Source organism: Hymenobacter norwichensis DSM 15439, assembly GCF_000420705.1.
In the GTDB taxonomy this organism is placed as follows: domain Bacteria; phylum Bacteroidota; class Bacteroidia; order Cytophagales; family Hymenobacteraceae; genus Hymenobacter; species Hymenobacter norwichensis.
In genome coordinates this window covers 239,970-260,592 of the sequence record NZ_ATVL01000006.1, presented here as the reverse complement: position 1 = coordinate 260,592, position 20,623 = coordinate 239,970, and the positions used below count along the sequence as shown (strand labels likewise).

Below are 20,623 nucleotides of genomic sequence, written 5' to 3'. Positions count from 1 at the left end.
ATGCAATAGGCAAAGTGTTCATGGTATGAGCTAAGGTTTTACACCCCTACCTTCTCCTCACTGCCTAACTCGCTGAGGATGCGCTTGGCAGTTTGCACGTTCTTCACCTCCTCGATGCTGATGATGAGCTGCTCTTTGCGCTCCTTCATGCTGGCCGTGCGGGTGTGAGTTTGCACGTAGCTGAGGATGTTGCCGAAGGTGTCGCTCTGGAAGTAGGGCTCGTTGTTGGTGGCCGAGATGTAGCCTTTGAGCAGATTCTTCTTTAGCGTCAGCTTCTCGAAGCCCACCTGGCAGGCCTGCCAGCGCAGGCGCACGATGTCGGCTAGCTGCTCCACTTCCGCCGGCAACGGCCCAAACCGGTCCACGATGCCGGCCACCAGCTTGCGCAGCTCCTCGGGGCTCTTCACCCGATCCAGCTTGCTATACAGCTGCAAGCGCTCCGACACGCTGCTCACGTAGGAGTCGGGAATCAGGATTTGCAGGTCCGTTTCGATGTTGCACTCCTTAGGGCCGCTGTCCTTGATGGCCGCTTGCAGGCGCTCGGTCGGGTCGCCGAGGAACAGGTCGCGGAACTCGGTTTCCTTCAGCTCCTGCACCGCTTCGTCCAGAATCTGGTGGTAGGTTTCAAAGCCCAGGTCGTTGATGAAGCCCGACTGCTCGCCGCCCAGCAGGTTGCCGGCCCCCCGGATATCCAGGTCGCGCATGGCCACCTTGAACCCGTCGCCGAGGTCGGAAAACTCTTCGAGCGTGCTTAGGCGCTTGCGGGCATCGGACGGCAAACCGGCCACCGGCGGCGTGAGCAGGTAGCAGTAGGCTTTCTTGTTGGAGCGGCCCACCCGCCCGCGCATCTGGTGCAGGTCGGAGAGGCCGTGCATGTGGGCGCGGTTGATGATGATGGTGTTGGCGTTCGGAATATCCAGGCCCGACTCAATCAGGTTGGTGCTCACCAGCACGTCGTAGTCGCCGTCCACAAACTTCATCATGCGCTTTTCCAGCAGGTCGCCCTCCATCTGGCCGTGGATGGTGGTGATGCGGGCATCGGGCACCAGGCGCAGCACCATGTTGGCTAGCTCGTCGATGTCTTTCACGCGGTTGTGCACGAAAAACACCTGCCCACCCCGCTTGATTTCGCGGGCCACAGCATCCCGAATCAACAGCTCATCGAACACGTGCAGCTCGGTTTGCACCGGCTGGCGGTTGGGTGGCGGCGTGGCAATTACGCTCAGGTCGCGGGCGCCCATCAGCGAGAAGTGCAGCGTGCGCGGTATCGGCGTCGCCGACAGCGTGAGCGTGTCCACGTTCACCTTCAGTTCCTTGAGCTTGTCCTTGGTTTTCACCCCGAACTTCTGCTCTTCGTCGATGATGAGCAAGCCCAGATCCTTGAACTTGATGTCTTTGTTGGTGAGGCGGTGCGTGCCAATCAGGATGTCGGTTTTGCCCTCGGCCACCCGGCCCAGCGTCTCCTTGATCTGCTTGGTGCTCTTGAAGCGGTTCACGTACTCCACCGTCACGGGCAAAGCCGAGAGCCGCTCCCGGAACGTTTTGTAGTGCTGCATGGCCAGAATGGTAGTGGGCACCAGCACGGCCACCTGCTTGCCATCGGCCACCGACTTAAACGCCGCCCGAATGGCTACTTCCGTCTTGCCGAAGCCCACGTCGCCGCACACCAGCCGGTCCATGGGGTGGGGCACCTCCATGTCGCGCTTCACGTCTTCAGTGGCCTTGGCCTGGTCGGGCGTGTCTTCGTAGATGAAGCTCGATTCCAGCTCGGCCTGCATAAACGAGTCCATAGCAAAGGCGTGACCGGGCGCGGTTTTGCGCTTGGCGTACAGCCGAATCAGCTCGGCCGCAATGTCCTTCACCTTCTTCTTGACCGACTTCTTCTTGTTTTCCCACTCCGGCGAACCCAGCTTGCTCATGTTGGGCGGCGTGCCCTCGGCCCCCGAGTACTTGGCAATCTTGTGCAGGGCGTGGATGCTCACCGTCAGCACGTCGTCGTCGCGGTACACCAGCCGGATGGCTTCCTGCACCCGGTCGTTGATTTCCACCTGCGTCAAGCCCGCGAAACGCGCAATGCCGTAGTCTTGGTGCACCACGTAGTCGCCGGGGCTCAGCGTGCGCAGCTCCTTTAGGGTCAGGGCTTTCTTCTTCGAGAACTTGCGCCCTTCCTGCGCCCGATAGAACCGCTCGAACAGCTGGTGGTCGGTGTACACCACCAGTTTCAGCGTTTCATCCACGTAGCCTTCGCGCAGCCCCAGCAGCAAGTGCTGAAACTGCACGTTGTTGTCGAGTTCATCGAAGATGGTCCGCAGCCGGTCCGCCTGCCGCACCGATTCGGCCGCAATAATATTGACGTAGCCTTTCTCCTGGTTTTCGTGCAGGTTCTTCACCAGCCGGTTGAAGTCCTTGTTGAAGCTCGGCTGCGGCTTGGCCCTGAACTGAAACTCCTCAGCCCCCGCTTTGTAGTGGAACCGTTTGCCGAACTCCACCACTGCAAAACCTTCCAGCAGCTTCTTAAACGACTTCCCGGTTTCAAATAAGTCCTCCGGCTTGCTCACGATTTGGGTACCGCCCGCCGTTAGCAGCAGTTCCTGGAACCCCGCCTCGGCCTTGTCGAACGATTCTTCCACCACGTCCAGGGTCTGGCGCATGTCCTTGGCCCACACCGTAGTGTTCTTCGGAATGAAGTCCAGGAAAGCCTCGCGGGTTTCTTGCAGCAGCTTGGTTTGCACGTTCGGGATGATGCTCACCTGCTCCCGCTTCTCCACCGACAGCTGGCTTTCCGGGTCGAACGTCCGGATGGTTTCCACCTCGTCGCCAAACAATTCTATCCGGTACGGCAGCTCATTGGCGTATGAGAAGATGTCCACGATGCCGCCGCGCACCGCAAACTGCCCGGCCTCATACACAAAATCGGTCCGCTCGAAGTCGTACTCCGCCAGCATTTCGCTAATGAAGTTCACGTCCAGCTTGTCGCCCATCTTCACAATGAACGTGTTGGCTACCAAGCTCTTCTTGTTGATTACCTTCTCGAACAACGCCTCTGGATACGTAATGATGATAGCGCCGGCCGTGTCCTTCACGCTGACCTTAGCTTTGCGGCCTTTAGGCTTGGCGTCGGTTTCTAGTGCGGCAGTATCAATAGCATCCTGGGCGTCTTCGGTGGCTTGCTCGGCGGCGGTTTTGGGCCCGCGGTGCGAGTTCAGCTTGTTCAACACTTCGGCCCGCATCAGCACGTTGGCGTTTTCCGTCTCGTCGAAAGCGTAGGGCCGCTTGTAGGAACTCGGGAACAGCAGCGGCTCCTCCTCGGGCAGCAGGTGCTGCAAGTCGGCCAGGAAGTACGCGGCCTCCTCCCGGTCGTGCAGAATGAACAGGTGATGCTGATTTGGGTACGCCGTGTGCATAGCCGCAGCCAGCACGGCATCCTGGCTCCCGACCAGGCCCCGCAGGTGCAAACGCGGGTGCGCTCCGTCCTCGGCGGCTGTGGCCCCGCGGAGGGTGTTACGCGTCGCCGGGTTCAGGCGGGCCCCCACGGTCATAACGGTAGGGTCGAGAGAGTATAGCTGGAGAAAATCAGAAACCTTCAAAGCGGCGGATAGTCTAGGAGAGGAAGCAAAGGTAGAAGCCCGGCCGGAGTCAACTCCGGTCGGGCGAGGCAAGGATACGGCGCGCTACGGCGCCCACCATTCAATACCACGGCCCGCCCCTGAAAGTTTCCGCAACATTTTCGCCGTGTGCGTTGTACCTTCCTACTTCACGCGCTTAACCCGGCTCTGCTACCTTCTTCATGACAGAACCAACTCACGAGCCCGCCGGTCAGGATTGGGACCAGCTCCTCGACCAACTGCGCCAGCTCCGCCAGCAAGTACAGGAGCACGGCCCCCTCGACGCCGAGAAACAGGAAGAGGCCACCAACGCCTTCAAACAAGGCATTGCCCTACTCGAAACCCAGGTAGACGACATTCGCACTAGTAGCAACCTGAAAGGCAGTTCGGGCCAGTGGTAAGCAGCCCCAGCGGCCTTGCCACTCAGAACTGTTCAGGTAATTGGCAGTTGAAAATCAGCCCTTCATGGAAGGAATAAGCTGATACAGCGAAATCATTACGGTGCTGCTTATACAATCTTTAATATTGCACTCTCGCTGGCTATAATTTAACCAGTAGCTTGTTATAGCTTACTTATTCTATAATTTCTTTTGCGCGGTTCTTCTCACCTGGCCATTGGCCTCATTACCGGCGTTGCTATTGGCGGCTTGGTAGCCGGAATAAAATTCTCGCCAGCTGGCATTGCGCTGGCGGGCTTTTCGGCCCTCGCGCCCGACCTAGACCATCCCGAATCCCGGCTCAGCAAACGGCTGGGTTTCGCCCAGAACTACGTACGCTGGGCCTTCGTGTTGGCGGCAGCGGGCTTGGCGCTCTACACGCATTTCCAGGTTCCATCCGGCCCCGACCGACGTATGGGCTTTACAGCAGCACTGGCGTTTGGACTGCTGGGGGCGGCCATGCAAGGCGGCTCTACACGCAAGCTAGCCTTGTTGTTCACGGGTTTGTCTACGGTTATGGCGGGGCTGTATACCGGCTACGTCTGGCTGAGCATGGTGGGGCTGTTTGTAGCAGTGGCCCCGTTCACTGCGCACCGCTCCTGGACCCACACCATTTGGGCGGCCGGCCTCTGGACATACATTGGGCATTTGGCCAACCAGAGCCTCGGCTGGCACGGCGTGGCTCTGTTTGCCGGCGGGGGCTACGTGTCGCACTTGGTGGCCGATACGCTCACCAAGGCTGGCGTGAAGTGGTTTATGCCCCTCACCGACACCTCGCTGAAAATCCCCCTCATTCGCACCGGCTCGCCGAGCGGTAACTTGCTGGAAGTGAGCATCTGCACTGGCTACGGTTTGCTGGTGCTTGGCTTGGTAATTGGAAAGATGAATTTTTAAAGTTGACGGCTAGGTTGCGCTGAATTGCGTTATCCAAGGATTTTTTGACACTCAGTGAAATGGCTCATGCAACCAAGAATGTACAACTCGCGTTGTTCAAGCACTTGTGTATCAACACAGAAACTAGAGCGTAGTGTAATCGTGCTACTATCACCAAGCTAAAACCTGCTCTATTTCGCTTGAAGTCAGGTCTTCAAGATTAGGGCATTATTTGTAGCATACGCTTAACTACAATAAATTAGCGCTGAAGCTGAACCGTAGCACGACTGGAGGAGGAGAGATACTTCAACTAATTTTCAATCTGTACTATATAAAATATATATTCCATAATATTACATTAATACTAGGCGCAACAGCTTTCATACACAGCGAATTGCTAGCCACCATTGGGATTATCAGCGGAAAAGAGAAACTTGCTTCCTCATGTCCGCTTCATCCTAAAGACCGTTTCTTATTGCTTGCTAGCCGTTTTCTACGTAAGCACTTATGATAATCTGGGTTTGTAAAGAAGTGGTAATCACCTACTACTCCTTTGCCAACTTCGCCTCAAAACTCCAAGCTTTGTACCTTTGCTCAGGTAGGTAACCCTCCTGAGTTTTACTGCCCCTGATTACCCGCTCCCTTATATCACACACACCTCTTGCTTACCTCCAACCCTTTTTTCCTGTATGAACCAGATAAATAGCCCTCTGATTAGGATCGGCGTCTTCTACGACGGCAATTATTTCCTCAAGATCAGTGATTACTACTACTTCCAACACGACCGTAAGGCCCGCATTAGCCTGGAAGGGTTACATGAGTTTATTCGCCACCAAGTGGCAGAAGAAGAAGACGTGGATTTGCGTCTGAGCCGAGTTATAGATGCCCATTTTTTCCGGGGCCGCCTTTCGGCCACCGAAGCCCGTGATAAAGACCGCCTGTTCCATGACCGGCTGCTCGACGATATTTTGATGAACATGGGGATTGCCACCCATTATATGCCCCTGAAAACGCGCGACGGCCGTTTGCAGGAAAAAGGCATTGACGTATGGCTTTCTCTGGAAGCACTAGAGTTGACGCTGCACAAGAGCTACGACGTGGTAGTGCTGATTGCCGGCGACTCCGACTACGCGCCGCTCATTAAGAAGCTCAACACCATCGGCACCCGCGTGATGCTGCTGAACTGGGACTTCAAATACGTTGACTTCAAAGGCGAAGCCCGCGTAACCCGTGCCTCGCAGCACCTGCTAGAGCAAGCTACGTACCCTGTGCAGATGCACGAAATCATCGACCAAGGCCTCACCGACGGTGACGAGCTGATTGAGACGATGTTTGTGAATACGCCTGAGCCTGTGGCTTTCCCAGCGCCGGCCAAGCCCGTTCGGCCTACTGGCCCTACTGCTGCCGGCCCAGTAGGCACGGTGGGTATCAGCACCATCAAAAACCTCAAGAACGGTTTTGGTTTTGTGGTAATGCCGCCCAACAACCTGTTCTTCAGCTACGCCGACATGTCAGAAGGCGACTTCAACGAGTTGCGCGAAGGCGACTGGGTGGAATTCACCGTAGGCCGCAACCACCGCGACGAAGACTGTGCCCGCAATGTGCGTAAAGTAGAAGCCCCTCAGATGGAGGAAGGCGACGAATACGACGAGGAGGAGCACACCGAAACCGAGTCGGCCGACTCGTCGGACCGTCTCTAGCCGTTCGCATTAGCATTTAGTTTGCTTATTTGAAAAGCCGCCGGAATACCGGCGGCTTTTTGCGTTGTGGCCGGTGGCTATTTCAATTCTCCCAATCCGGTATCTGGCAGCAGCAGGTGGTGGAAGTCCCGCTTATCGGCAGGATAACGGTTGAAGGTACCCATCCCGCGGGCCACCACTAGGTTGTTGCGGGCCGGACAACTGATAAAGGCGCTGCTCACTATCAGTGTTTTGCCGCTGTGCTCCACGTTGGCGTGCGCCACCAGTTGGTCGTGTAAATGCACCGGGTGCAGGTAATTAATTTTGAATTCCACCGTGGATACTAGCTCACCAGCAGTGAAGGCCAAGGACAGGGCTGCCGCACCCAGCGCTGCATCCATAAGGCCCGCCAGCACGCCTCCGTGGCAGGTTCCCGGCGACGACAGATGCTCCTCCAAGATACTCATGGTGTATTGCACCACACCTGGTTGCTGTGCGGTCAGGTGCATGCCGTTTACGCGGCCGTAGGTGTTTATTTGGTTGTAGATGGCCACCAGCGCGGCTACATCGGGAAGCTGCTCCATAAAGGAAACTAGAAGTTGAAGGCTTGTAAGTGGAGTGGCACCTTGCCGCGCGAACTAGCTATAGCTACCGCGCGAAAGTTTTAGCCATCAGAAAATGAGGGATACTGCCAAACAAGGTGTGTGATGGTGCTACAATAGTGTACTGCTGGCGCTGGTAAAATGGTACGGCGGCTTCGCGGGCGTGCAGTATTATCTCGGCATACCCTAGCTGCATGGCCGCTTCTTCCAAATACACCAACAATTCACGACCGATGCCTTGGCCCTGCCACGCGGGCGCTACCGCCATAAACCGCACCTGCCCCTTATTTTCTCTTGCAGGCTGTAGCATCCCAACCCCAGCTACGGCGCCATTAGGCATTACGCACATGGCATGCACGGTAGTAGGGGCTTCGTCTTCAGGCACCCGCTCCGAGCCAAGGGGCTGCTGCCAGGGCTGGCGCAACACTTCGTAGCGTAACCGATAGTAAGCCAACCACTCAGTTGATGTTTGGGGGGAACGAACAGCCATAGAGCGCCTGATTTGTAAAAACGAGAGAGTGGAAAGGTAAAACGGAATTGCGAGGCAGCTGGGCTAGAGAGCACCAAGGTTTCTGTGGCGTAAGTTGTCACCTCTTCCCCTGATACGTACTTCACTGTTTTCCGCGAATATTCGTACACCAACTTCCTACCTTTGCCCTCCTTTCAACCCCGGCAGGCAGTTTTACCTACTGCCCTGCTTTTCTCTCTTATTTTCTTCTCATGGCCTCTTTCGATATTGTAAGCAAAGTAGATCCGCAAACTCTTGAAAATGCGGTGAATACAGCCAAAAAAGAACTACAAACTCGCTACGACCTGCGCGACACCAAAGGTGGCATGGACCTAGACAAAAAAGCCAATACCATCCTGCTAAGCTCGGAAAACTCGATGCGCGTGAAAGCACTGGAGGATATTCTGCTGGCGCGGGTGGTAAAGCAAGGTATTGATGGCACCGCCCTCGATTTCACGGCTGAAGAGCAACCCAGCGGCAACTTGGTAAAAAAAACCATCAAGGTGCGGGCTGGCGTGGATAAGGAGGCGGGCCGCAAAATTGTGAAGGCCATCAAAGACGCCAAACTAAAAGTGGAAGCCCAGATGCAGGACGACCAGGTGCGCGTCACGGCCAAGAAAATTGATGATCTACAGGCCGTTATTGCCCTGCTCCGCCACACTGATATTGGCCAGCCGCTGCAATTCGTGAACATGAAGAGTTGATTGCTGGATGCTGATTATTGGCTTGTTGGGCAGCCAACGCTCAACCTTGCAATAGTCAACCGCTCAACAATTCAACAATCAACAATTCAACCATCCACTCAATGCACTTCGACTTTTCGGTATTCTCCGACCCACAAACCTGGGTGAGCTTACTTACACTGACCTTCATGGAAATTGTGTTGGGTATCGACAACATCATTTTCATTTCCATCATCGTCAATCGGCTACCACGCGAACAACAGCCCCGGGGCCGTACCATCGGGCTGTTGTTGGCTTTGCTGTTCCGGATTGGGCTGTTGCTGAGTATCTCCTGGATTGTGGGGCTGAAATCGGCACTGTTCACGCTGAATCTGCCGTGGATGGACGAGCCGTTCGGGGTAACGGGCCGCGACTTAATCCTGCTGGGCGGCGGCTTGTTCCTGATTGGCAAAAGCACCACCGAAATTCACACCAAGCTCCAGGGCGAGGAAGATGAAAACGGGGCGGCCGGCAAGGGAGGCGCTTCTATGGGTAACATCATCTTTCAAATAATCATCATCGACATCGTGTTCAGCTTCGATTCCATTCTGACGGCGGTAGGATTGGTTGATAACGTGCTGATTATGATTGCGGCCGTTATCCTTTCGATGGGCGTGATGCTGGTCTTCTCAGGGGTGGTAGCCGATTTCGTAAACCGGAACCCAACCATCAAAATGCTGGCTCTTTCCTTCCTGATTATGATTGGGGTGATGCTGGTGATGGAGTCCTTTCACAAGGAAATCGAGAAAGGGTATATCTATTTTGCCATGGCCTTCTCGCTGGTAGTGGAAATCCTGAACATGCGGCTGCGCAAGAAAAGTACTCCGGTACACCTGCGCGAATCACAATACGATTAGCCGGAGTGGACACCGACATAAAAAAGGGGGCGCAACCAAAGTTGCGCCCCCTTTTTTATGTCGGTGTCCACTCCGGCTGCAATCAGACAAAGAACAGATACACGACCATAAAGAAAGCCACCAAAGAGTTGGCAAAGCCCAGGTTAAAAGCCCGGTCAGGCCGGACCTCTAAGAATAGCACCAGCAAGGCGCTGCCAACCACTAGCACGGCCAACGACCAGAGCAAATCGAAATTACTGATCTGCAATGTGTTGCCGTGCATTTTACCGGAGTTGATAGTCACATTCTTTACTTTCCCGAACCACGGTGTCTGTTCCACCATCACCTGGTCGCCTTTGGCCAGCTCAATGGTGCTGTTCACCTTGAAACGGGTATTTTCGGTGAAGATGCGGAAGTAGTACCAATTGCCTCTTTTGGTCCGGCTAGTGACGTATGCCACTTCCCGCACGGTTTCATCTGGCAGTATTTCCGTCCGGTTGAAATCAACCGCAATGATCAGTACGCACAACAGACTAGCGTAGGCCACCATCCGGAACCGTGGGAGTGCCCGCTTGAACTCGGCGGCGTATCGGATGTGCAAGGGTAGCTGGGTGGGATTCTGGTTGCCAAAGAACGGATACCGCCCCCCCCGGCGCCGCAGAGCTGGGTCGGGGTGCGGCCTAGTCCCATCCTGCACTACCTCGAATACTAGGGGTACTGGTTGCCGCTGCCGGGCCAGTTGGGCATCGTAACGGATTCGGCGGGCCCGGTCGCCGAGGGTTTCATAGGCTTCGTTGATGGCCAGGTAGCGGCGGTGCTGAGTAGGGTCGGTGGTACGGTCGGGGTGGGTGAGTAATACTAGCCGCCGGTAAGCCCGCCGAATATCGTCGGGGCTGGCGCGCTCATCAAGCTCCAGAACAGCGTAATAGGTTTTCATAGGGCCAGTAATTGCACTACCTGCTCGGATTGGTCCTGCACCCGGCGCACGGCCAGTTCCAAGAGCCGCCGATTCAACTCAGGCCGATGTTGGCGGTAATAGTCCAGCTCGTCAGTAGTAAAAAGCCCACTGATTAGCCCTACTACTGTGTAGCGCAGCTTCACGTTGCGGGTCAGCAGCTCCGTGAGCTGGCGCTGCTGGTCGGGGGCTGCTAAGGTGGCCAACGGTATGTGGTGGTCGCGCACAAAATCAGCTACCACTGCCAGTAACAGTTCATTTTGCAGCTTCAGCAGAGGCCGCAAGGTATGGTGCAGAAAGTCGCCGGCGGTGGCGTCGCCAGTGGCAGGCGCTACGGCAAGTTGGGGGCGTAGCGCTAGCAGCGCGGCATTGGGGCGAAGGGACATGGGTGCAGGCAATTAGAATGCAAAGAAACACACTACGTGCCCTACATACTAGAAACCCGCCTGGCTAGGTTGCCAGGCGGGTTCCGATACTTGAAAATAAAGAGCGTGTGGTGCTTAGTGCTGCACCACCACTTTCTTGGTAATCGTGCCTTCCGAAGTAGTCAAGCGTACCACGTACACACCGGCGCTCAGGTCGGCAGTCTGTAGCTTCACGCCTTCCTGCTGCACCGTGTGGGCCGCTACCAACGATGAGCGCACCACTTGGCCCATCAGGGTCTGCAGCTTCCCTTTTACGGAAGTGTGCTACTTCACGCAGTTGGCAATCATCAGAGCAAATTAACCGGCGAAGCTGTTGCTGGAACCCTACACAGCCTTAACGTTTATATCCTGCTGTGCGGATAAATGCAGGTCCCTGTGTTAATTTTTAAAGGTTCATCAGGCGTAGATACTCTCGTCTTTACAGGAGAATAAAAGCTAGCTTATCCTCCGCTTATTGCTATTAATAGCAGAATTATACCAACGGTAGCAGCTATAATTGTCACATTCACTCGGGCAGCATCGGACAGAGATTTGACTTGCGTGACACCAATTAGTAACAGCGATAATCCAATAAAACCAAACAGGCTACCAAACGTGGTGTGGATTGGCAACGCAGTTCCGTCGGGCAAGTAGGCTTCGTGTATAAATTTGAAAAGCAAAGATGTTTGCACACGAAAACCAGCCGTGGAGAGAGGAATATCTACAGCTGTATTGAACTCTCCTCGTGAAGTAACCACACAATTATACAGATTACCTGTTCCATCACGCGAGGTGCTGATACTGATAAAATCGGTCATTGCGTAGTGCCGCAACACGAAAAAATCGATTAAAATAAAGACTGGGAGCAGTGACAGCCACTTTCCCCAACGCTTGGCTATGCAAGCATAAGCCGAGAAGTTTAGCTGCGTCGGCACATGGCTATGGCGGCGCCAGGTAGAAGGTGGCGGCTGACGAGGCGCCCTAGCTGCATCCGACAGTGGTCCTGGCTGCAACGGCTTCACTTGATTCCGCATTTCGCGCAGTTGCGAATCGTAGAAGTAGCGGCGAGTAGGTTCATTTAGCGCTTCGTATGCCTCATTCACGGCAATAAAGCGTTGGTGAGCCGCAGGGTCAGGCGTCCGGTCGGGGTGCGTAAGCAATACTAACCGGCGGTAGGCCCTGCGAATATCGTCGGGGGTGGCCTGCTCACTAACGCCTAGAATGGCATAGTAGGTCGTCATGCCACGCTGGCATTTACCACTGTTCCCACTTGGCATTGTACCTGGCGTAGTGACAACTCCAACAACCGTCGATTCAGATGGGCGCAGTGCTGCCGATGATAACTTCGCTCGGCCGTGGTGAGCAAGTCGCTCACCACCCCTATCGATATGTAGCGCAGCTTCAGGTTACAGGTCATTAGCTCAGTGAGTTGCCGTTGCTTGTCGGCGTGGTGAGCGAGCATAAAATCGGCCACTACGGCCAGTATCGTTTCGTTCTGCAGCTTGAGCAAAGGCCAGAGCGTGTAGCGCAAGAAGTTGGCTGGAGTGGCATTGCCGGTGGCTGACGCAATGGCAATAGTGGGGCGTAAGGCCAGTAGAGCAGCATCCGGGCAAGAAGGTGGTGGCACGTGCAGTTCGGTTACAGAGAGGGACATGTTCCAGATACGAAAAAAACCCGCCTGACTCGAAAGCCAGACGGGTTTTATTAAATCAAATTTCAGAAAGCGAATGAAATGAGTTTAGTGCTGCACCACCACTTTCTTGGTAATCGTACCTTCCGAAGTAGTCAAGCGTACCACGTACACGCCGGCGCTCAGGTCGGCAGTCTGTAGCTTCACGCCTTCCTGCTGCACCGTGTGGGCCGCTACCGACGATGAGCGCACCACTTGGCCCATCAGGTTCACCAGTTCTACTCCTACCGAGGCCTTGCTGTTCACCTGCGTACGTACCAAAATCTGGTTGTTGGCAGGATTAGGATACACTTCCAACTGCTGCTCGTTGAGGCGCTTGGCCGTGCTGAGCACTGCGGGCAGCTCGAAACCAGCAGTCTGGTCGGTGAGACTGTTGCTGCTGCCTTGTACCGCGTTGAAACCCATACCGCGACGCGCAAATACCTGCCAAATAAGGGCCGAGTTAGCGGCGTTATTCAGAGCGGAATCCGCTTTCAGGATACCGTTGCGGCCATCCAAGAAGCCGGGGCGGCAGCCTTGCAGCTTCAACCCTTCAATTACCAGGCGCAAGGCTACGTTGTTGCCACCAGTCTGGGCGCGCAAATCGTTGTTGTAGCCGTAGCGGCCAATAAGTGCCCAGTTCAAATCCCATAGCGTAGCGGCCCAGATTGAGCCAACTGCGTGCACTGCGGTGTAAGGAGCCACACCCACCATAGCGTAGGTTTGGTTGTTCACCGAGAAATTAGTGGAATAACGCTGCGGCCGGATACCACCACCCGTTACTGGCTCATAGCTGGCATACGTGCCGATACCACGAGGCGTAGTGCCTACGTCGCCGGGCTTGGTAGTCATCCAAAGGCCGAAGAAGTCGCTCCAACCTTCGCCCATTTGCTCGGCGTTGTTGAGGCAGCCACCAACGCCCGCCCCACCGGTGAGGCGAGTGGAAATTCCGTGGCCGTATTCGTGCGCAATAATACCGTTGTCGAAGTCTCCGTCGCGGTTAACCCCTCCATTCATGGCGCCGGTAGTAGTACCGGTAGCCAGTGTGGCTTTCAGGGCATTACCATCTGCCAGAGAAATCATAATGGCCGGAATACCAGTATTGGTAGTATCAGCGCCAGCCCCCATTGTGATAGGCGCGCCAGCTACGTTGTTCACTACCACTACCCCTTTGGCGCCAGAGAGCTTGGCATTGCGCACTTTAGCTGAGAAGTCACAGCTACCACGGTCCAATACTGCAATCTTGCCGCTAAGCGCCGCTGCGTTAATGAAGCGGCGAGTGCAACCCAGCGACGTAGCACTGGAGTCGTTTACCAATACAAATTGACCGGTGAAAGGCACGCCCGAAACGAGTTTCTTGCCAAAACCGGCTGGTATAGCAGAATAAGTAGCTGCGCCAGAGGCCGGGGCACTAATTGTAAGCGAAGCCGGTCCCGACCACTCAAACATCTGCATGCGTGGCACTTGCCCATCTACGGGCGTGGAGAAGTTGGCATTCCCGAGGTTAGGTACAGCCAAACCAGCACCATCCTGAGCTTCAGCCCGTACCGCGTCGTTGCCTAGCCCTGTGTTGGAATAATTTTTCGCCTGGAAGTTGCCTGATGCCTCGGTAAAGCCCTTGGAGGCCATTACGTCGTGCATCAGGTTGTTCCAATAGAACAGGTTGGTTACGGCCGCATCCGAGTTGGCAGTTGGTTGCGCACCATCCACAAACGGGAAATCAAACACCTGGGTAGCTCCGCCGTCTGGGCTGGCACCTTTTTGGAAGGTGTTGGTATTCATGCGGTCCAAGTAGGCATACACGTTGTTGCCCTTGGTATTGGTGGAGTCGGCGCCGGCTACCCCGTTTACGTCGTGCCAGCCAAACGGCGAGAACAACGCATCAGCAGGGTCAACTACCAGCTGTTTCGCTCCATGGATAGGGCTTTCAACGGTAATCGGGAACACTCCGTACGAGTTGGGTACGGTTACGCGGCTACCGGAATCCGTTGGCGTGGTTACCTGAGGCCAGTTTGGCGTAGCCAGAGTGCGCTGGGTCAAGTCGGCAAAGGAAGAAGGCTCCGACACCGTGTAATCGGTTTGGTCGAGCAAAGCGCCGGTGTTGGCGTCTACGCGCACGTTCCAGTAATGCTGCGCGTCGAGCGGCGAGATGGTAACGTCCCAGGCCAGAGCCAGCTCACCGCTGGGCATCGGCTGATACATGAGCTTTACCAGAATATCATCCAGCGAGATACCTGCCTTATTGAACACCAAACCGGTAGCTGGCTGACCTTCCTTTACCACGCTCAACGCGCGCGGGGCCGGCAGGTTCAGGGCGCGGGCGGCAGCGGCAACTCCTTGGGCAGCGGTTAGGGTGGGGCTGGTAGTACGAACCTGGGCAGCTACGTTAGGCAGAAAGCTGTGATGCAACGTTACCAGTTTGCCATTGGCGGCTACAGTGGCGTTGGCTACGGCACCGTATATCTCAATGCCTTGGTGGCGCTGGCGCAGGTAGAGGTGCGTCAGGCCGGTGCCAGCGTCGGTATGCTGGCTGGTAACAGCGGGGTTCAGTACGTCCTGCTCACTTAGCCCCTGGCGGGCGGCCTGGGTGGTGAGAGCCGACAAAGCACGAGACAGGGGCTGCTGCTGCGCCACAGTCAGTGTGGGTAAGCCCAGCATGGCCGCAAAAGCCAGTGCCCGGCAGCCCGATAGTGTAGAGGTTACTTTCATTCAGTGAAGTGGATTGGAATGGGATGAATGGGTAGACAAGAAAAAGCAGAAAGGAACAGCCGTTTGATAAGGAATAGGCTAAGTTCCAAATCTAAACAGATTGCCCTGAAAAACAGCTTACTTTTTACTTCAAGAATACCATCGTGGTGAAATACATGCCACCGTCACCTACTCTGTTGAGTACCAGCCTACACCTTGCGGCCGGTGGTCCAGCCCAGCTTGCTCAGGAAATCCCAGAGCACCACGCCCGCCGCCACGCTCACGTTCAGGGAATGCTTGGTACCGAACTGCGGAATCTCCACGGCCGCGTCGCAGAACGCCAGCACTTCGTCTTCCACCCCGAATACCTCGTTGCCCATCACCAGCGCGTACGGCCGGGTCGGGTCGGGCTGGAAAGCGGGAAGTTGCTGACTACCCGTAGTTTGCTCTACCGCTACCAGCACGTAGCCAGCTTCCTTGAGCTGCTGCAAAGCTTCCAGCGTGGTAGGCGCATATTCCCACACCACCGACTCGGTGGAGCCTAGCGCTGTTTTGGTGATTTCGCGCTGCGGTGGCCGGCCAGTGATGCCGCATAGCCAGATTTTTTCAATGGCAAAGGCATCGGCCGTGCGGAAGGCGGCGCCCACGTTGTGCAGGCTACGCACGTTGTCGAGCACTAGGGTGAGGGGGAATTTTCGCGTATTTTTGAAGTCTGCCACCGTCAGCCGGTTCAGCTCTTCCATCGAGAGTTTGCGCATTGTGCAAAGGTAGGAACGCCCAGCCGGGTAGTGGCTGTTAGACGTGTGTCGCCTTATAATAGCCCGTCATGCAATGGGGCAGGTAAAGCAGTTCACTCGTGTGGTAAACCTATCTGCCAGCACAACGGGAGCATGCGAGCTGTTTTACCTGCGCCGCTGCATGATGGTCGAGCATTCCGCATCTGTTTCCGTATTTTCTCTGCCTTAGTGAAAACAAGCACCGCCGCCCCCGATAAGAAACCTGTCCGCATGCACGGCTCACTCGGTCCCGCTCCCGTGGTCGATACGCCGCTCATGAAGCAATATTACCAGCTCAAGCAAGCTCACCCCGGCGCGGTGTTGCTGTTTCGGGTCGGCGACTTTTATGAAACGTTTGGGGAGGATGCTGTTACGGCGTCGCGTATTCTGGACATCACGCTTACCAAGCGCGGCGCGGGTACGGCCTCGGAAACGCCACTGGCCGGCTTCCCCCACCACGCCCTCGATACTTACCTGCCCAAGCTGGTGCGGGCCGGGCAGCGCGTAGCCATTTGCGACCAGCTCGAAGACCCCAAACAAGCCAAGGGCCTAGTGAAGCGCGGCATTACCGAGTTGGTTACGCCCGGCCTGAGCCTCCACGACAACGTGCTGGAGCGCCGCAGCAACAATTACCTCTGCGCTGTGCATTTTGGCAAGCAGGACGCCGGCATCAGCTTCCTGGACATCAGCACCGGCGAGTTTCTGGTGGCGCAGGGCACAGTGGATTATTTGGGCAAGCTGCTCCAGAACTTCCAGCCGGCGGAGGTGCTGTTCTGCAAGAAAAGCCGCCAGGAGTTTGAAGGCCATTTCGGCCCCGATTACTGCCATTACGCGCTAGACGAGTGGGTTTTCGGTTTCGACTATGGCCATGACACGCTCACGCGTCACTTCAATACCACCTCGCTCAAAGGCTACGGCATTGATGGGCTGCGCGAAGGCATTACGGCCGCTGGCTGTATCCTGCATTACCTCGCCGAAACCAAGCACACCGACGTGGGCCACATCGGCAGCATCGGGCGCTTGGAGGAAGATAAATACGTGTGGCTCGACCGGTTTACGGTGCGCAACCTGGAGCTGGTACACGCCCAGCACCCCGGCGGCGTCCCCCTTATCGACATCCTCGACCAGACCGTGACGCCGATGGGTGCCCGCCTGCTGCGCAAGTGGGTAGTCCTGCCCCTCAAGGAGCCCGCCCAGATTCAGCGCCGCCTCGATACAGTGGAGGCCCTGCTGCAAACGCCCGAGCTATTGGAAAGCCTGTTACAGCACCTACGCCAGATCAACGACCTGGAGCGGCTGATTTCCAAGGTGGCGGTGCGCCGCATCAACCCGCGCGAGCTGCTGCAACTGGCCCGTGCCCTAGAAGCCGTGGCACCCATGCGGGAGCAACTGGCCGCGTCCGGCATTCGGGCGCTGCAAAAGATGGCCGACCAGCTCAACCCCTGCAACGCACTGCGCGAGGAAATTCAGTTGAAAGTCCGGCCCGATGCGCCCATCCTCACCAACCAGGGCGGCGTGCTGAACGACGGCGTGGATAAGGAGCTGGACGAACTGCGTGGCATTGCGTTTTCGGGCAAGGACTTCCTGTTCCAGCTGCAACAGCGGGCCGTGCAGGAAACCGGCATTTCCAGCCTGAAAGTGGCGTACAACAAGGTTTTTGGCTATTATCTAGAAGTCACCAACGCGCATAAAGACAAAGTACCGGCCACCTGGATTCGGAAGCAGACGCTGGTAAATGCCGAGCGCTACATCACCGAGGAGCTGAAAGTATACGAGGAGAAAATCCTACACGCCGAAGACCGGCTGTTCGTTATTGAGCAGAACATCTACAATGATTTGGTGCTGTCGGCGGCCGAGTACATCACCCAGATCCAGCAGAACGCCCGCGCCATCGGCGTAACCGACTGCCTGGCCTCGTTTGCGGCCACGGCCCGGCAGTACCACTATGTAAAACCGACGGTTGACGACAGCACCTTGCTGGAAATCAAAGCGGGTCGGCACCCGGTTATCGAACGGCAACTGCCCCCCGGCGAGCAGTACATTCCCAACGACATTCACCTCGACCAGGACAACCAGCAAATTGTGGTGATAACCGGCCCCAACATGGCTGGTAAATCGGCCCTGCTACGCCAAACAGCCCTAATTGTACTGCTAGCTCAAATCGGCTCGTTCGTGCCCGCCGAGGCGGCTACCATCGGCATCATCGATAAGATTTTCACCCGCGTAGGCGCCTCCGACAACCTGAGCAAAGGCGAAAGCACCTTCATGGTGGAAATGACTGAAACCGCCAGCATCCTCAACAACCTCTCCGACCGGAGCTTGGTGCTGATGGATGAAATCGGGCGCGGCACCAGCACCTACGACGGCATCAGCATTGCCTGGGCCCTGGTGGAACACTTGCACAACAACCCTAAGGCCCGCGCCAAAACGCTGTTCGCCACCCACTACCACGAGCTCAACCAGCTAGCCGACGACTGCCCGCGGGTACGCAACTACAATGTGGCCGTGCGCGAAGCCGATGGCCGCATCCTGTTTTTGCGCAAGCTTCAGGAAGGCGGCTCCGAGCACAGCTTCGGCATTCACGTGGCCCGTATGGCGGGGATGCCCACTTCGGTAGTGCTACGCGCCAACGAAATCATGCACCATCTGGAGCAAGAGCGGGCCAGCGCCGGCCTCGATACCGAAGCTCCCACTGAGTTTGACGAAGTGTTGGCAGGGTTGACTGACGAGCAAGGCGACGGCAAGGTGGTACCCTTGAATGGCGTAGAAGTTCCGCGCGGCCCAAAAGCCCAACCAGTGGCAGCCGTGCACAATGCGCCCCGCCCCAGCTTGCAACTTAGCATGTTCGAGCCCGCCGATCCGGCGCTGGAACGGGTGCGGGAGCTACTCCAAACCTTGGACATCAACACGATGAGCCCGATTGAAGCCCTGCTGAAATTGAACGAGCTGAAACTGGCAATAGGTGGGAAATAGTTACTCGACAAGGTGCCCTGATGCATTGGGGCCACCTTGTCAAGAACAGTTCCGCTCACCGTTATGAAAGGAGAATGTATCATGCCGAAGCACAGACGAGCACAGCAATTTGAAAATTTTTCTCCCTGACAATCAGCAAAAACTGCTCAAATGACTGTGAAAAACAGACTTTTTTTAGCGCATACCCTTGACAACTTGATTTCCTGTAGTACCTTTGTCACACCAAAACGCCACTACGGTGGCTGACTCAAGCGAGAGTAGCTCAGTTGGTAGAGCGCGACCTTGCCAAGGTCGAGGTCGCGAGTTCGAACCTCGTCTCCCGCTCCAAGAGGATGTTGCACCGCAACATCCTCTTTTTGTTTTTGGAGGGGTAAGCCTGGCCTCCTACCTTTGCCTAGGCTACAGTGACCAACCTGCCGGAGTGGTGGAACTGGTAGACACGAGGGACTTAAAATCCCTTGCTTTCACGAGCGTACGGGTTCGATTCCCGTCTCTGGTACTTTTTAGCCTTCGGGCTACGCAAACCCTGCTGCAAACCGCGTTTCCAAATTGGAAACGCAGGTTTGCAGCAGGGTTTTGTCGTTCACCGTTTATCATCTGTTTAACACGTGAGCTACTCTGCCACCGTCAACCTCCGTAAACCTGCGCAGAAAAACGGCCTCAACACCGTGCGCCTGCAAGTCATCATCAACCGGAAGGTTTTGCCCCTGCCGCTGAAGTTGGCCTGGCCCGAGGCCCTGTTTGACGAAGAATCTGGCCGGTGCCTGGCATCCTTACCAAAAAAAAATCAGGGTTCTGGCTATAAAGATTTGCTGGCCCGCGCCGAGGCCGCGGTGGGTGCTCTGCTGGAGAAAGCTGCCGACGACAACAACCTGATCATCGGCCAGGCCCGCGCCAAGGCCAACGAAATCTTTGTCAAGTATCGGTTGCAGCCCGACCTGGTGCTCACCGTCGACGAGTTTCTGCGTCAGTACAACAGCGCAGCCAGTGGCTCCGACTTCCTGAGCTACATGGAGGCCCGCATTGCTGAGCGGTATAAGAAGGGCCAGATATCACTGAACACGCACAAGGGCCACACGTCCACCCTGCGCAAGCTCCAGGAGTTCGCGGCCGGCCTGTCGATGAACAAGCGAAGCCAGCAGCGGCCCACGCTCCCCTTCAGCGCCCTGACCCACAAGTTTGCCGGCGACTTCGATTCGTGGCTAAAGAAGAAGCACCAGAGCTGCACCAACACCTGCTCCGGCCGCCACCGGAACGTGAAGGCATACCTAGAACTGGCCCGGCGCGACAAAATCACCTTTGAAGACCCGTATGAATACTTTGTCAATACCACGGTCGAAGGCAAGTGGAAGGCTCTGAGCGAAGAGGAACTGGCCGCACTGGAGACATACTACGCCGGCACCGAAGTCGGGTCGACCCACCGACGTATGCTCCAGAAGTTTCTCTTCAGCTGTAACTGCGGCCTGCGCCTCGGCGACCTGAAGCGGATGGGCGAAGCCAAGGTAAACGGCCAGCTCGTGGAGCTGAAGGTGCAAAAGACCTTCCGCTATGACGAGAAGGAAACATTGCTGCCCATCACAAAGAAAGCCCTGGGCTACTTGCAGGACAGCCGTACAGAGAACGGCACCGATGGTTTCTACCTCTACACCGACCAGTACACCAACCGAGCGCTTCAGAAGATAGCTTACTGGCTGGGCATTAAAACTAAGATTCACCACCATATCGGGCGGGAAACTTTCGCCACCAACTTCATCCGGAAAGGCGGCAAAGTGGAAGTACTCCAGAAGCTCATGGCCCATAAGAAACTAATTATGACCATGAAATACGTGCACGTTGACGAAGCCATGAAGCAAGCCGAAATAGACCGACTAGACTCATTGGATGCTGCATAAAAAC

Annotated in this window: 17 protein-coding genes and 2 tRNA genes; 9 read left to right on the top strand and 10 right to left on the bottom strand. The window is 56.0% G+C overall.

Annotation, left to right across the window (positions count from 1 at the left end; translation table 11 throughout):
* Positions 1 to 38: 38 nt before the first annotated feature.
* Positions 39 to 3,587, bottom strand: coding sequence for a transcription-repair coupling factor (mfd, locus tag G536_RS0102220; protein ID WP_026879760.1), 3,549 nt, complete (start codon positions 3,585 to 3,587; stop codon positions 39 to 41).
* 200 nt (positions 3,588 to 3,787) lie between these two features.
* Between mfd and G536_RS0102215 the strand changes: the two genes are divergently transcribed.
* The 3 genes from G536_RS0102215 (at position 3,788) to G536_RS0102205 (ending at position 6,615) form a co-directional block, all read left to right on the top strand.
* Positions 3,788 to 4,006: a hypothetical protein gene (locus tag G536_RS0102215; RefSeq protein WP_022821947.1), complete on the top strand. Its 219-nt coding sequence runs from the start codon at positions 3,788 to 3,790 to the stop codon at positions 4,004 to 4,006.
* A 189-nt stretch (positions 4,007 to 4,195) separates the two neighbouring features.
* Positions 4,196 to 4,936: a metal-dependent hydrolase gene (locus G536_RS0102210; protein ID WP_022821946.1), complete on the top strand. Its 741-nt coding sequence runs from the start codon at positions 4,196 to 4,198 to the stop codon at positions 4,934 to 4,936.
* A gap of 668 nt (positions 4,937 to 5,604) precedes the next feature.
* Positions 5,605 to 6,615 carry an NYN domain-containing protein gene (locus G536_RS0102205; protein ID WP_022821945.1) on the top strand — a complete coding sequence of 337 codons (1,011 nt, stop codon included), beginning with the start codon at positions 5,605 to 5,607 and terminating at the stop codon, positions 6,613 to 6,615.
* A 77-nt stretch (positions 6,616 to 6,692) separates the two neighbouring features.
* Here the strand turns inward: G536_RS0102205 and G536_RS0102200 are convergent, their stop codons facing one another.
* A complete protein-coding gene (locus G536_RS0102200; protein WP_022821944.1) occupies positions 6,693 to 7,178 on the bottom strand; it encodes a PaaI family thioesterase in 486 nt (161 codons plus the stop codon).
* Positions 7,179 to 7,242: 64 nt separating this feature from the next.
* Complete coding sequence (locus tag G536_RS25860; protein ID WP_022821943.1) at positions 7,243 to 7,686, bottom strand: GNAT family N-acetyltransferase; 444 nt, start codon at positions 7,684 to 7,686, stop codon at positions 7,243 to 7,245.
* Between the two features lie 230 nt (positions 7,687 to 7,916).
* On the opposite strand from G536_RS25860, the gene G536_RS0102190 reads away from it, so the two are divergent.
* Both G536_RS0102190 and G536_RS0102185 read left to right on the top strand, forming a co-directional pair.
* Positions 7,917 to 8,408: a YajQ family cyclic di-GMP-binding protein gene (locus G536_RS0102190; protein ID WP_022821942.1), complete on the top strand. Its 492-nt coding sequence runs from the start codon at positions 7,917 to 7,919 to the stop codon at positions 8,406 to 8,408.
* 101 nt (positions 8,409 to 8,509) lie between these two features.
* Entirely contained in the window at positions 8,510 to 9,283 is a 774-nt protein-coding gene (locus G536_RS0102185; RefSeq protein WP_022821941.1) for a TerC family protein, read from the top strand.
* 82 nt (positions 9,284 to 9,365) lie between these two features.
* On the opposite strand, the gene G536_RS30200 is transcribed toward G536_RS0102185, so the two are convergent.
* The 7 genes from G536_RS30200 to G536_RS0102150 all read right to left on the bottom strand — a co-directional run bounded on the left by G536_RS30200 (position 9,366) and on the right by G536_RS0102150 (position 15,736).
* Positions 9,366 to 10,199: a J domain-containing protein gene (locus tag G536_RS30200; protein ID WP_022821940.1), complete on the bottom strand. Its 834-nt coding sequence runs from the start codon at positions 10,197 to 10,199 to the stop codon at positions 9,366 to 9,368.
* The gene (locus G536_RS0102175; RefSeq protein WP_022821939.1) at positions 10,196 to 10,603 is read right to left on the bottom strand and encodes a hypothetical protein; all 408 of its coding nucleotides are present in this window, start codon (positions 10,601 to 10,603) and stop codon (positions 10,196 to 10,198) included. The genes G536_RS30200 and G536_RS0102175 overlap by 4 nt, the downstream gene beginning before the upstream one ends.
* Before the next feature lie 114 nt (positions 10,604 to 10,717).
* On the bottom strand, positions 10,718 to 10,873 hold the full coding sequence (locus G536_RS31315; RefSeq protein WP_022821938.1) for a T9SS type A sorting domain-containing protein: 156 nt from the start codon (positions 10,871 to 10,873) through the stop codon (positions 10,718 to 10,720).
* A gap of 209 nt (positions 10,874 to 11,082) precedes the next feature.
* Positions 11,083 to 11,862 (bottom strand): J domain-containing protein, encoded by a 780-nt coding sequence (locus tag G536_RS30195; protein ID WP_022821937.1) that lies wholly within the window; start codon positions 11,860 to 11,862, stop codon positions 11,083 to 11,085.
* Positions 11,859 to 12,275 (bottom strand): hypothetical protein, encoded by a 417-nt coding sequence (locus G536_RS0102160; RefSeq protein ID WP_022821936.1) that lies wholly within the window; start codon positions 12,273 to 12,275, stop codon positions 11,859 to 11,861. Before G536_RS0102160 ends, G536_RS30195 begins: the two co-directional genes overlap by 4 nt.
* A gap of 84 nt (positions 12,276 to 12,359) precedes the next feature.
* Positions 12,360 to 14,999, bottom strand: coding sequence for a T9SS-dependent M36 family metallopeptidase (locus tag G536_RS25845; RefSeq protein ID WP_022821935.1), 2,640 nt, complete (start codon positions 14,997 to 14,999; stop codon positions 12,360 to 12,362).
* Positions 15,000 to 15,187: 188 nt separating this feature from the next.
* Positions 15,188 to 15,736, bottom strand: a complete 549-nt coding sequence (locus tag G536_RS0102150; protein ID WP_022821934.1) for an RNA methyltransferase — start codon at positions 15,734 to 15,736, stop codon at positions 15,188 to 15,190.
* Between the two features lie 249 nt (positions 15,737 to 15,985).
* On the opposite strand from G536_RS0102150, the gene mutS reads away from it, so the two are divergent.
* The 4 genes from mutS to G536_RS0102130 all read left to right on the top strand — a co-directional run bounded on the left by mutS (position 15,986) and on the right by G536_RS0102130 (position 20,619).
* Positions 15,986 to 18,727, top strand: a complete 2,742-nt coding sequence (gene mutS / locus G536_RS0102145) for a DNA mismatch repair protein MutS (protein ID WP_026879758.1) — start codon at positions 15,986 to 15,988, stop codon at positions 18,725 to 18,727.
* Positions 18,728 to 18,978: 251 nt separating this feature from the next.
* A tRNA-Gly gene (locus G536_RS0102140) sits at positions 18,979 to 19,054 on the top strand.
* Between the two features lie 88 nt (positions 19,055 to 19,142).
* Positions 19,143 to 19,226, top strand: a tRNA-Leu gene (locus G536_RS0102135).
* Positions 19,227 to 19,335: 109 nt separating this feature from the next.
* A complete protein-coding gene (locus G536_RS0102130; RefSeq protein ID WP_022821932.1) occupies positions 19,336 to 20,619 on the top strand; it encodes a tyrosine-type recombinase/integrase in 1,284 nt (427 codons plus the stop codon).
* Positions 20,620 to 20,623: the final 4 nt, after the last annotated feature.